General features: G+C 57.8%; 12 protein-coding genes and 2 pseudogenes. 7 read left to right on the top strand and 7 right to left on the bottom strand.

All coding sequences use genetic code 11. The features are described 5' to 3' along the window. Positions 1–52: 52 nt before the first annotated feature. The 5 genes and pseudogenes from umuD to FHU12_RS27355 form a co-directional block, all read right to left on the bottom strand. Positions 53–487, bottom strand: a complete 435-nt coding sequence (gene umuD, locus FHU12_RS06035; protein ID WP_141968076.1) for a translesion error-prone DNA polymerase V autoproteolytic subunit — start codon at positions 485–487, stop codon at positions 53–55. A gap of 187 nt (positions 488–674) precedes the next feature. Further along, positions 675–854, bottom strand: a pseudogene (locus tag FHU12_RS27555) (SOS response-associated peptidase family protein); the annotation flags it as partial. 312 nt (positions 855–1,166) lie between these two features. After that, positions 1,167–1,538, bottom strand: a complete 372-nt coding sequence (locus FHU12_RS06020) for a hypothetical protein (RefSeq protein ID WP_126502249.1) — start codon at positions 1,536–1,538, stop codon at positions 1,167–1,169. Between the two features lie 75 nt (positions 1,539–1,613). Further along, positions 1,614–2,102, bottom strand: a pseudogene (locus FHU12_RS06010) (recombinase family protein); the annotation flags it as partial. After that, positions 2,102–2,539 (bottom strand): S24/S26 family peptidase, encoded by a 438-nt coding sequence (locus FHU12_RS27355; protein ID WP_260440698.1) that lies wholly within the window; start codon positions 2,537–2,539, stop codon positions 2,102–2,104. The gene FHU12_RS27355 and the pseudogene FHU12_RS06010, both read right to left, overlap by 1 nt. A gap of 294 nt (positions 2,540–2,833) precedes the next feature. Here FHU12_RS27355 and fdhD point away from each other — a divergent pair, with 294 nt between their 5' ends. From fdhD to FHU12_RS05965, 7 genes are all read left to right on the top strand, one after another. Then, positions 2,834–3,676 (top strand): formate dehydrogenase accessory sulfurtransferase FdhD, encoded by an 843-nt coding sequence (gene fdhD / locus FHU12_RS05995; RefSeq protein WP_060418984.1) that lies wholly within the window; start codon positions 2,834–2,836, stop codon positions 3,674–3,676. Between the two features lie 58 nt (positions 3,677–3,734). Further along, positions 3,735–4,652 (top strand): bestrophin family protein, encoded by a 918-nt coding sequence (locus FHU12_RS05990; RefSeq protein WP_141968074.1) that lies wholly within the window; start codon positions 3,735–3,737, stop codon positions 4,650–4,652. Between the two features lie 33 nt (positions 4,653–4,685). Next, positions 4,686–5,648 carry a Dyp-type peroxidase gene (locus FHU12_RS05985; protein ID WP_141968072.1) on the top strand — a complete coding sequence of 321 codons (963 nt, stop codon included), beginning with the start codon at positions 4,686–4,688 and terminating at the stop codon, positions 5,646–5,648. A gap of 72 nt (positions 5,649–5,720) precedes the next feature. Then, positions 5,721–6,830 (top strand): YbdK family carboxylate-amine ligase, encoded by a 1,110-nt coding sequence (locus FHU12_RS05980; protein WP_141968070.1) that lies wholly within the window; start codon positions 5,721–5,723, stop codon positions 6,828–6,830. 95 nt (positions 6,831–6,925) lie between these two features. Next, on the top strand, positions 6,926–7,105 hold the full coding sequence (locus FHU12_RS05975; RefSeq protein ID WP_004935085.1) for a hypothetical protein: 180 nt from the start codon (positions 6,926–6,928) through the stop codon (positions 7,103–7,105). Positions 7,106–7,315: 210 nt separating this feature from the next. Beyond that, positions 7,316–7,912, top strand: coding sequence for a hypothetical protein (locus FHU12_RS05970; protein WP_141968068.1), 597 nt, complete (start codon positions 7,316–7,318; stop codon positions 7,910–7,912). Positions 7,913–7,914: 2 nt separating this feature from the next. Beyond that, the gene (locus FHU12_RS05965; RefSeq protein ID WP_141968066.1) at positions 7,915–8,688 is read left to right on the top strand and encodes a DUF3307 domain-containing protein; all 774 of its coding nucleotides are present in this window, start codon (positions 7,915–7,917) and stop codon (positions 8,686–8,688) included. Between the two features lie 48 nt (positions 8,689–8,736). On the opposite strand, the gene mgtA is transcribed toward FHU12_RS05965, so the two are convergent. Then, a complete protein-coding gene (gene mgtA, locus FHU12_RS05960; RefSeq protein ID WP_141968063.1) occupies positions 8,737–11,436 on the bottom strand; it encodes a magnesium-translocating P-type ATPase in 2,700 nt (899 codons plus the stop codon). 242 nt (positions 11,437–11,678) lie between these two features. Further along, entirely contained in the window at positions 11,679–12,377 is a 699-nt protein-coding gene (locus FHU12_RS05955) for an MgtC family protein (protein WP_025303346.1), read from the bottom strand. Positions 12,378–12,814: the final 437 nt, after the last annotated feature.

Raw genomic sequence — 12,814 nt, 5'->3', positions numbered from 1 at the left:
GGTCACGCCAATAAAAAGATCGGGCAGAAAAAAGTGAAAAAAAATGCCGAAGTCACCGCGCCGCGTAGACGATAAAGGTCACCACGCCGAAGATCTCCAGCTGCGCCTCGTCGTCGAACACGATCGGCGCGTAGGCGGGGTTCATCGGCAACAGCCGCACATCGGGGTGACGCTGCAGTTTTTTGACGGTGAATTCGCCATCCACCGCGGCGATCACGATATTGCCGTGCTCCGGCGTCAGGGCGCTGTCGACAATCAACAGATCGCCGTCCCGAATATTGCCGTCGATCATCGACTCGCCGCTGGCGCGCACGAAGTAGGTGGCATTGGGGTGCCGTACCAGCAGCTTGCCGATATCCAGCCGGCTCTCGACATAGTCCTGCGCCGGGGAGGGAAAACCGCAGGCCACGCGATCGGCAAACAGCGGTAACGTTAGGGGTTCACCTGGTGAAAAAGCATACAACCTTGAATTGCTCAGCATAATCATAACCAAACTGTATATTTATACAGTTAAGCATAAACAAAACGCGAACGCGTGCAACCCCCAATCCCCCTGCGGATCGCGCTTTCCCGCGTAATATAATAATTTTCTGAGCGATTTTTTTTACGCCTGCTAACGGTTTCACTCCGCCTTGCACACACGTTATCCACTAAAACTGTGGATAATGCGGCACTCAGACCGTTGGCGTATCGATGGGCAGGATGAGTGAGGGATTGTCATTGCGAACGGCGCCGACGGCGGGCGATACCGGTTGCCAGACGAAATCCTCTGCCTGCAGGCTGTACACGTCAGCCTGCATTTGACCAGAGGGCGGGACTAAGCGGGTGTCGAGCCAGTCGCGCGCGGCCGTCGGTCTCTGCTGCGTACAGCGCCGCAAAGAACAGCGGCAGGCCTTGCCTCAGCAAGAGCCCACGGGAGGAACGGCGGACGGCCTTACAAAATGACGCCAATAAAATTGCGACTGGTAATGGCATCAATGGGACGGCCAGAGACGAAAGTCAGTACGTTATGCCAGGAGCTTGGGATAACCCGACAAACGCTGTACCGCCACATTTCCCCTGATGGTCCACTGCGAGCTGACGGTATAAAGCTGCTCAACCGGGATAATTTTAGCGGACGGAAAAATCTGGGGTTCCGGCGTAGAACCCCGAATAAGGAATAATCCTTAATTCATTTCAGGATTATTAATTCCATCTAAAACCTCTCGGCAATATTCTTTTTTATAGGCTTCATCATTACTTAATGACTTAACCAAAAAATCAGCATTTTTCCAACCATTATCCCAATGCGTATCGAATCCTGACTGTTCATACTTTAATGTTCTAGTTAATGAGTCTTTTATTTGTTTTTTATATTTATCAATTTTCTCATTGGTTGCCCCACAAACATCATGTGCAACACGAGCATTTGAGCCAGAAAAACCTATTGCTGAAATTGCCATCGCTTCATTTGATTTGTCGAAATCATTCGCATATGCCACAGCATTAGATAGAGCGAATATGACAAGAGCAGGTATGATTTTTTTGTATGAAATCATCTTTCACCTCTAACTCATTGATTGTTCATGGGGTAAGTTTGGATATCGAAAATTATTGTACATTAAGGCTGCTTTTTAATCAGTCTCAACTTCTTTATAGAAGGCCTGAATGCGACAAACTTGGGAGGTACTGTAGCCTGTCGCGTCTGCTGTTTCTCGGATGCTCAGTTTCTTAATCTGTCGGTAGTACAGGACTTTCTGATGTCGTTCCTGATCTGCCTGCTTTCCCCGGTATCTACCCAACGTATGCGCCCGTTCAATTCCCTGCTTTTGCCGTTGGCGGCGACTCAACCAGTCCTTATGTGACATCGCGGCCATCAGGTCGATTAGCATGTTATTGATGGCGGTTATTACTGCACGGGTGATCGGGTCCGCCTGTGAAGGATCTTTCTCTGACAGCGCCTGCCATGAGGTAGGGACATGCAGGCTGACAATCCGTAACTCATGCTGCTCAATCTGCTTTTTCAACGTCATCCAGTCACTGTTGCTGAGACGGGTCAGGCGGTCTATCTGCTCAACCAGCAAAATATCAGTTACCGTTTGGGGGCGGCATACTTCCGCATCTAGATGAGGACATGCAGGCGCAGCCGGTCGGCATCAACACGTTCATCCATTATTGTGCCCGGATAGCCCTGCAGCGCCAGACCGTACCAGAAACTCAGAATGACAGAAGCCTTACCCAACTCTAGGGTGTAACCCATCCCGCCCTGGTTCAGATTGCATTTTTTAATCACATCTTCTGCTTCCCGGGTCAGCTGCGCATAGCTGAGTGAAAAATTCAGTGCCTGATCCATCCTGCCTCGCTCCATCTCACCGCTGGCGCGCACGAAATAAGTGGCATTAGGATGCCGCACCAGCAGTTTGCCGATATCCAGCCGGCTCTCGACATAGTCCTGCGCCGGGGAGGGAAAACCGCAGGCCACGCGATCGGCAAACAGCGGTAACGTCAGGGGTTCACCTGGTGAAAAAGCATACAATCTTGAATTGCTCAGCATAATCATAACGAAACTGTATATTTATACAGTTTGGCATAAACAAAACGCGAACGCGTGCAACCCCCAATCCCCCTGCGGATCGCGCTTTGTCGCGTAATATAATAATTTTCTGAGCGATTTTTTTTTACGCCTGCTAACGGTTTCACTCCGCCTTGCACACACGTTATCCACTAAAACTGTGGATAACCTGCAGGGCGTGATTCCCTACGCGAGCGGGATCAGAATCCTGTATAATCCCCACACCTGCTAATAAGAATTCATCCCCGTCGGCGCCTCGTCACCGACAGTCACGAGAACGTTATGAACAAGCACCTACTCCTCGCAGAAACCGACGATATCAAACAGGAATGCCTGTCGCGCCACGCGGTTTGGCAGCGTAACGATCTGGCCCTGGCGCAGCAGGATTGGCTGGCGGAAGAAGTGCCGGTCGCCCTGGTGTACAACGGCATTTCCCACGTGGTGATGATGGCGACGCCGAAAGATCTGGCGGCCTTCGCCATCGGTTTTTCGCTGTCCGAAGGCATCATCGCCTCCCCTGACGATATCTACGACATCCGCCAACAACCGGCCTGCAACGGCATCGAAGTGCATGTAGAACTCTCGAGCCGCCGCTTTATGCAGCTGAAAGAGAAGCGCCGCAGCCTGGCCGGCCGTACCGGCTGCGGCGTCTGCGGGGTGGAACAGCTGCAGGAGGTTGCTCAGCCCATCGCGCCGCTGCCTTTCACGCAACGTTTCGATTTGGCGCTGCTCGACCGGGCGTTAGCGCAGCTGCAGGAGGTGCAAACGGTAGGAAAACTGACCGGCTGCACCCACGCGGCGGCCTGGATCCAGCCGGACGGCGCGCTCAGCGGCGGGTGTGAAGACGTCGGCCGCCACGTGGCGCTCGACAAGCTGCTGGGCTACCGCAGCCAACAGGCGTGGCTGCAGGGTGCGGCGCTGGTGTCGAGCCGCGCCAGCTATGAAATGGTGCAAAAATCCGCCATGTGCGGCGTCGAGATCCTGTTCGCCGTTTCCGCCGCCACACGCCTGGCGGTGGAAGTGGCCGAGCGCAGCAACCTGACGCTGGTGGGCTTCAGCAAACCGGGGCGCGCCACCGTCTATACGCATCCGCAGCGGCTCTGGCAATCGACAACGGCGGCCTAACGCCGCCGGATAAGAATCGACTATTCTCAATAGCAGGACACCAGGAAGCACCCACGTCATGATAATTCGCCCGAACCAGAACTGGTTTTTTCGCCTGTTCGCCTGGCACGGTTCCGTGCTGTCAAAGATCACCTTTCGCCTGTCGCTGAACGTGCTGATGTCGATAGTGGCGGTGATCAGCTACCAATGGTACGAACAGCTCGGCGTGCATTTAACCATTGCGCCGTTCAGCCTGCTGGGCATTGCCATCGCGATTTTTCTCGGCTTTCGCAATAATGCCGGCTACAGCCGCTTTGTCGAAGCGCGCAACCTGTGGGGCTCGCTGCTGATTACCGAGCGATCGCTGCTGCGCCAGATCAAAAGCCTGCTGCCGGACGAACCGGCGGTGCAGCAAAAGGTCGCCAAACTGCTGATCGCCTTCAGCTGGAGCCTGAAACATCAGCTGCGCGCCACCGATCCCACCGCCGATCTGTATCACAACCTCAGCAGCAAAGAGCTGGCCGAAGTGATCGCCAGCCCGATGCCGACCAACCGCATCCTGCTGATGTTGGGCCAGGAAATCGGCAAGCTGCGCCGTCAGGGGCTGCTGAGCGACATTACCTACGGGCTGATCGACGATAAGTTGAGCGAACTGTCGCACACCCTCGGCGGCTGCGAACGGCTCGCCAGCACGCCGGTACCGTTCGCCTATACCCTGATCCTGCAGCGCACCGTTTACCTGTTCTGCAGCCTGTTGCCTTTTGCCCTGGTGACCGACCTGCATTACATGACACCGTTTGTTTCGGTGTTCATTTCCTATACCTTCTTATCCTGGGACTCACTGGCCGAAGAGCTGGAGGATCCGTTTGGCGTGTCGGCCAACCATCTGCCGTTAAATGCCATCTGCAACACCATCGAGCGCAACCTGCTGGAAATGAACGACCAAAGCCCGCTGCCGCCGCCGATGAAACCCGACGAGCACTTTAATTTGATCTGACGATTTCACCCGAACACACTGGAGCCGAATGCAATGAATGCAAATAACCCTCTGCCGCAAGCCGTATTCACGCCGGTGACGCGCCATGCCATCTTCATCGTCGCCACCCTGTCGCCCGTTCCCGCCCATCTGGCGGCGGTGCGCGCCTGGTGCGGCGACATTGCCGCCGTGGTGCGTTCGGTCGGCAAACGCGCGCCGGCGGGCAACCTCACCTGCGTCTGCGGCTTCGGCTCCGAAGCCTGGGATACGCTGTTTGGTGCGCCGCGCCCTCGCCAGCTGCATCCGTTCAGCCCGATCGGCAGCGGGGAACGCATCGCCGTCGCCACGCCTGGCGATATCCTGCTGCATATCCGCGCCGATGAAATGGACCTGTGTTTCGAACTGGCCTCTCAGTTGACCGCCAAGCTCGGCGACGCCGTGACGGTGATCGAAGAGGTGCACGGCTTCCGTTACTTCGATCAGCGCGCCATGATCGGCTTCGTCGACGGCACGGAGAACCCGGAGGGGCACGAAGCCTTCGACTATACAGTGATTGGCGACGAAGACGCGGCGTTCAGCGGCGGCAGCTACGTGCTGGTACAAAAATACCTGCACGATATGCAGGGCTGGAACTCGCTCAGCGTGGAAACGCAGGAGAAGATCATCGGCCGCCATAAGCAGTCCAACATCGAGCTGGATGAAGCGGTCAAACCGTCGTCATCGCACAGTTCGCTGACCACCATCACCGACGAGCAAGGCAACGAGGTGAAAATTCTGCGCGACAACATGCCGTTCGGCCGCCCCGGCCTGCGCGAATTCGGCACCTACTTTATCGGCTATGCGCGCTCCCCGCAGCCGATCGAGCAGATGCTGGAAAACATGTTTATCGGCCGCCCGGCCGGCAACTACGATCGGCTGCTCGATTTTAGCCACGCGGTGACCGGCACCCTGTTCTTCGTGCCTTCCGCCCCGCTGCTGGAAGCGCTGGCCGACCGCAGCGGGGCCGAACTGCACTAACGTCCCTTCGGCGGCAAAGCCTCCCCCCGCGACGTATACTGAATTAACGTTGCGTATTGAGGGGGAGGCACCATGTCACTCACATTCAAACGTTCGGAAAGGCTCTCTATCGGCACCGAAATAGAGCTGCAGCTGGTCGATGCCGAACACTACGATCTTACGGATCGGGCCGACCGGGTGGTCAGCGAGATCGGCGACCGCCGGCGCGTCAAACACGAGCTCACCCAATCGATGGTGGAGCTGAACAGCTCGGTGCACCGCGACCTCGATGAACTGCACGTCGAGCTGCGCGCCCTGACCGCAACCGTCCGGCACAGCGCGCAGCGCCTGGGCTGCGACGTCTGCGGCGGCGGCCGCCATCTGAGCAACGACTGGCGCAAGCAGGTCATCAGCGACAACGCGCGCTACAGGCAGTTGGCCAGCCGCTTTGGCTATCTCTCCAAGCTGGCCTGCGTATTCGGTCAACACATTCACCTCGGCGTCAACGATGGGGACGAGGCGATGTACCTGTGCCATGCGCTGACGCCCTATTTTCCACAGCTGATCGCGCTCAGCGCCTCGTCGCCGCTGTATCAGGGCGTCGACACGCGCTTTGCCAGCTCCCGCTTCAGCGCCCAGAATTCCTTCCCCAACTACGGCTGCCTGGAACACATCTATAGCTGGCACGAATTCACCGCCTACTACGAACGGCTTAACGCCGCCGGCGTGATTGAAAGCGTAAAGGATATTTACTGGGATGCGCGGCCGAAACCGGAGCTGGGCACGGTGGAAATCCGCATCTGCGATACGCCACTGCGCCTCGCGCACGCCGTGCTGCTGGTCGGTTACTGCCGTCTGCTGGCTGATTTTCTGTTGCAACGCCGGACGCCGATCGCGCCGGAATACGATGCCTTCACCCACTACAACAAGATCAACGCCTATCGCAGCGGTTTCGCCGCCGAATACGTCGATCCCGCGACGCTGCGCCGCTGCAGCCTGACCGCCCACATCCTGCACACCCTGGAGGCGCTGAGCGATGTCGCCGAGCGGCGGGAGGATCGGGCCGTGCTACAGGCCGTCGAGCGCCATGTCCGCCAGGGCATCAGCGATTCGGAGCATATCCGTCAGATGTTGCACAACGGCCTGCCGCAGGCTCAGGTGATCAAACGCCTGTGCGATGAGCTGTTGCAACCGGCAAGTTAAGTTTCGGCTATCGATTCCATACGCCAAAGCCACTGTTCATTATGTGCTCTTTCGCTACAATCGTGAGCACTGACATTCACCGTATCGAGGACACCATGTACAACTTCTCCCGCTATCAGGCAAAAGAACTGGCGCTGGCTTACATGAGCGGCAAAAAACACGATCTGTCGCCACAAGAGTTTTTGCAGCAGCTGAAAAGCAGCGAACGATCGTTTGAGCACCTGCTGAAACACGGCAGCGAAATGCCGCGTGACGTGCTGGTTAAAAGCTTCTGAGCGGCCGGTTGCCGGCCACTTTCCGTCTACGTCGCCGGTGGCGAGCCTGACAGGCCCGCGCATTCCCGGCCGTTCATCCCCCCCTCGCCCTACCTCGTTTCGTCCTCACCGGCGAAAATTCGATAAATTCGCATCTACAGGCGAATTATTGACATATTCGTATCCAGGTGCGAATTTATAGTCATCCTTTTGCAAACAACGGAACACGCCATGCCGACGCCAATCAGCGTAATCAGCGGCGATCTGGTCGATTCCCGCCGGTCAGACACCGCCAACTACCTCAATGGGCTGCATAGCCTGCTCGATCGGCTGCGGCGCGACGGGCGGCTGCATCAGGTGGAAATCTTTCGCGGCGATGCCTTCCAGGCGCAGGCCGCCCCGGAGAACGGACTGCTGCTGGCGGTGTACATTCGCCTTGCGCTGCGGGCGATGGGCGCCGCGCACTGGGATGCGCGCATCGCCATCGGGTTGGGCAGCCAACGGCCCGACGCCGCCGGTTACGGCAGCGCCTTTATCAACTCCGGCAGCGCGCTGGACGCCATGGCAAAAAATTGCCGGCTGGCTCTGAAAACCGACAACGATCGGACAAACACCATTGTCAGCGATCTGCTGCCGATGTTAGATCATGTGATTGGCCGCCTGTCACAGGCCGAAGCGCGCATCGTTCAGGCGAGAATATTCGCCGACAGCGGCGCCGCCGTGGCGGACCAGCTGCAGAAAGCCGCCTCCACGGTCTCCGCCGCGCTGAAACGCGCGGCCTACGAGGAAATCATGCGGTTTATTCACGCCATTAACAGGATCGTCTGACTATGGATCTGACCTATGCGCCTTTGCTGGCCTGGCTGTTGCTCGTCCATCTGCTGGCGGATTTTCCGCTGCAGCCGCTGAGTTGGGTGGAAGATAAAATCCAACATCGCGCGCGTTCACGTTTTCTGGTGTTGCACGCGTCGCTGCACGGGGTGCTGGCCGCCTGGGTGGTGGCCGGTTTCGGCCTGTTGCACGGCGGGCTTTCTTCACGTCAGGTGCTGGCCAGCCTGTTGGTCATCGCCGTCAGCCACTACCTGATCGATTTGCTGAAAGTCACCGCGATGAGCCGTCTGAGCCCGGCCCGCAGTTTCCTGCTCGATCAGGGATTGCATCTGGCGGTGATCGCCTTGCTGTGGCTGGGGCTGACGCCGAATGCCGGTGAACTGCTCGCCGCACTGGGGCGGCAACTGGGGCGTTGGCAAACCGGCCTGGTGCTGGTGGCCTACAGCCTGATCTATCTGCCGATGAGCCTGTTGATCGGGCAGCTGCTGGCGCGCTGGACGCCGCAAATGCCGCCTTCGGCCAAGGCCGACAACGACTCGCTGCTGCGCGCGGGCAAACAGATTGGCTATCTGGAAAGAACGCTGATCCTGACCTTTGTGCTGCTGGGGCAAATCCCGGCGATCGGCTTTTTGCTGGCGGCCAAATCTATCTTCCGTTTCGGGGATCTGCGCCAGAGTGACGATAAGATGCGCACCGAGTATGTGCTGCTCGGCACGCTGTTTTCCTTCACGCTGACCATCATGCTCGGCCTGCTGGTCAACAAACTGCTGTAGGGGTGCGGGGGCGAAGAATTTCGCCCCCGAAGTGAACGCCGAGGCGGCTTAGAGCCACTCGCCGAAGCGGCGGATATAGAAACGCTTCATCAACTGTGCGACCACGCAGTAGCTGACCAGCGTAGCGGCCAACCACGGGAAGTATTCCCACGGCAGCGGCTGCAGGCCAACCAGGGCGCCGAGCGGCGAGAACGGAATGTAGATGCCGAGCGCCATCACCAACCCGGTGGTCAGCAACACCGGCAGCGCCGCGGTGCTCTGAATGAACGGGATCTTCTGGGTGCGCAGCATGTGCACCACCAACGTTTGCGACAGCAGCCCCTCAATGAACCAGCCGGACTGGAACAGCGCCTGGTGTTCCACGCTGTTGGCGGCAAACACGTACCACATCAGCGCATACGTCGTAATATCGAAGATCGACGAGGTCGGCCCAATCCACAGCATAAAACGCCCGATGTTTTTGGAGTCCCACTTGCGCGGCTTGCGCAGGAACTCTTTGTCCATCTTGTCCCACGGCAGCGACAGCTGGGAAATGTCGTACATCAGGTTTTGAATCAGCAGGTGGATCGCCAGCATCGGCAGGAACGGGATGAAGGCGCTGGCCACCAGCACCGAGAACACGTTGCCGAAGTTGGAGCTGGCGGTCATGTTCAGGTACTTGATGATATTGCCGAAGGTCTCGCGCCCTTTGATCACCCCCTCTTCCAGCACCATCAGGTTCTTTTCCAACAGGATGATGTCCGCCGATTCCTTGGCGATGTCGGTGCCGGTGTCGACCGAGATGCCGACGTCGGCGTCGCGCAGCGCCGGCGCATCGTTGATGCCGTCGCCGAGGAAACCGACAGTATGGCCGTTGCTCTGCAGCATTTTCAGCACCCGCGATTTTTGCAGCGGCGTCAGCTTGGTGAAGACCGTGCGCTGTTCCACTTCGCGCGCCAGCTCTTCGTCATCCATCTGTTCAATCTGCAGCCCGGAGAGCGGTTCACCCGGCTCCAGCCCAACGTCACGGCAAATCTTGCAGGTGATCACCGGGTTGTCGCCGGTCAGCACCTTCACCGTCACGCCGTTTTCCTGCAACGCGGCGATCGCCTGCTGCGCGCTCTCCTTCGGCGGATCGAGGAAGGTCAGCAGCCCTTGCACCACCATGTCGCGCTCGTCGGCCACGCTCAGCGGTTCGGCCGGGCGTTGCGCATCCAACTCGCGCGTCGCCAGCACCAGCACGCGGAAACCGTCTTCGTTATACTCGCGGGCCAGCGCCTGCAGCGCCGCACGGCGTGCGTCGTCCAGTTCCAGCGTTTTGTCGCCTTCACGCACGTGAGTGGCGATCTCCAGCATCTCCTCTACCGCGCCCTTACAGATCAGCTGCTGCTTGCCATTCTCATCCGCCACCACGATCGACAGACGGCGGCGCACGAAATCGAACGGCAGCTCATCCACCTTGCTGAAACGGCCCAGGGCTTCGATCCCCGGTTTGCCGCGACCGAAACGGATCACCGCCTGATCCATCAGGTTCTTCATGCCGCTCTGATGGAAGCTGTTCAGCCAGGCCAGGTGCAGCACCTCATTATCCCTGGCACCATTGACGTCGATATGGTGCTCGAGAATGATGCGGTCCTGGGTCAGGGTGCCGGTCTTGTCGGTGCAGAGTACATCCATGGCGCCGAAGTTTTGAATGGCGTTCAGGCGTTTCACCACCACCTTGCGGCGTGACATGGCGATCGCCCCTTTCGCCAGGTTGGAGCTGACGATCATCGGCAGCATTTCCGGCGTCAGGCCAACCGCCACCGCCAGTGCGAACAGCGCCGCCTCGCTCCAGTCGCCTTTGGTGAAACCGTTGATCAGCAACACCACCGGCACCATCACCAGCATGAAGCGAATCAGCAGCCAACTGACGCTGTTCACCCCGCGATCGAACGCGGTTTGCGCCCGCGAACCGACGATCGACTTGGCCAACGAGCCGAAGTAAGTGCGGCCGCCGGTCGCCACCACCACCGCCGTGGCGGTGCCGCTGGCGACGTTGGTGCCCATCAGGCAAATGTTGGACAGCTCAAGCAGCGCGTTCTCGCTGGATACCTCCCCGTCGCTCGACTTCTGCGCCACGTTGCCCATGGCATCGTATTTCTCGATAGGGATCGCTTCGCCGGTCAAAATCGCCTGGCTGATGAACAGATCGCGCGAGGCGATGAGACGCACGTCGGCCGGCACCATGTCACCGGCGGAGAGCTGAATGATATCCCCCGGCACCAGTTCGCGGATCGGCACTTCCAGCGTCAGCGGATGTGCGCTGTAGCTGCTGCGGCGCAGCACCGTGGCGGTGGTGCGCACCATCGACTTCAGCGCTTCCGCCGCTTTGTTGGTGCGATATTCTTGCCAAAAACGCAGCAGCCCGCTCAGCGTGACCATGGTAAGAATGATAATAACGCCGGTGAGTTCAGTTTCTTCACCGCTCTGGCGCGGCAGCCAATAATCGGTAAAGAAACTGATCGCAGCCAGCACCATCAGCACGAAGATAAACGGGTTGTTGAAAGCCTTGATCAGCTGAATCAAGGCATGCGGCGCCTTGTCGTGGGCGACCTGGTTGGCGCCGAACTGTTCCAGCCGCTCATCGGCGTCGTCCTGGGTCAACCCGTTGCGGTTGCACTTAAGGTTCGCCAGCGTTTGGGCGATGCTGTTGGTCGCCTCTTGCGCAATGGCGTAGGTCACCGCGTCTTTATCACGGCGACGCGTTCTTTCATTAATCTGAGTCATAACGCTATTCTCTTATTTTCGTTCTGCGCACAGGGATATCCCGCCCGATAAACAGGTGACTCTGCGCAGAGTGGAATTTTTTAATTAGCGTGACTGAATAGCGTGATTACCCTGTCAGCCACGCAGAAATCATTTCCCTTCCGGGGTCATCGTCCATAACGCCTCCTTAATGCTCCGCGTTATTCAGGCGAGCCCGAATAACCTGAGCATATAATCAAGTTAATAAATATTTATATAATTAATCAGACCGGTAATTCGGACGCGACGCGCCAGCGAACGGCACTCACGCTTTTTTCCAGGCTGACGCGGCAGACAATACCCTCAATTTCTTTTTGCGCGGCCGGCGTGGCGGTAATTTCCGCGCACACTTCCAATTGCCCCGGGCTGGAGATATCGGCGCTGCGCAAGGATTGCAGCCGCAAGGCCACGCCGTTCAGCGCCTGCAGAATCAGGGTGCGCACCAGAATTTCATCCTGTTCACCGCAGGTCACCTGAATGCGATAGCACAGTTCCAGATCGGTTGCCTGCTGGTGCGGCTGCAGATTAATGCGCTGGGCGGCCTCGCGCAGCAGGATATTGGCGCACAGGATCACCAGCGTGGCGACCACCGCATCCCAATGCTGGCCCAGGCCGCACAGGACGCCGATCCCCGCCGAACACCACAGCGTGGCGGCGGTGTTGAGACCGCGAATATTAAGCCCTTCACGCATGATAACGCCGGCGCCGAGGAAGCCGATACCCGAGACGATCTGCGCGGCCACGCGGCCGGCGCTGGCCGGATCGGTGGACATGGAGCTGAGAATAAAGACCGCCGCGCCGGTCGCCACCAGCGCATTGGTGCGCAGGCCGGCCATACGCTGGCGCCACTGGCGCTCGGCGCCAATCACCGCGCCCAGGCACATTGCCAGCAATAAATTTAAAACGAAAGGAGTCATAGCCATGACTGTCCCCTTAATTAACCGCAGGAGATAAAATCATGTGCTGTTTAGCACACGCAAAATCGCGCCGAAAATAAATCAGCGAATCAGCGTGCTGTGCCTGGAGGGAAAAGGCTGTGGCTGCAGAATACCATAATAACGTCCAACTCAATTCACCTGAAACCCTCAGGCATCAGGAAACGCTTTTTATTCGGGTATGCACAGCTCAGGAATAACTTGAGAGGGGTGCTGCCCGCCGATTACGGCAAGCAACAAATCAGAAGAGAATTGGTCAGCTTGCCTTATTTGTTTTATTACAACTACAACTGTCCAATTGGGTTTCTCCACCGAAATTTTGGCTGAGTATAGTGACGTCGGGTAATGAAGTAAAGGCTAAATTATTAAACGAAAAATAAACTGGAATACCGCGATCATATTTCGATGTCACAAATAGGCAGCGA

The organism is Serratia marcescens (genome assembly GCF_006715005.1).
GTDB lineage: Bacteria > Pseudomonadota > Gammaproteobacteria > Enterobacterales > Enterobacteriaceae > Serratia > Serratia montpellierensis.
The sequence above is the reverse complement of the archived record's forward strand: the minus strand, read 5'-3'. Positions and strand labels throughout refer to the sequence as shown.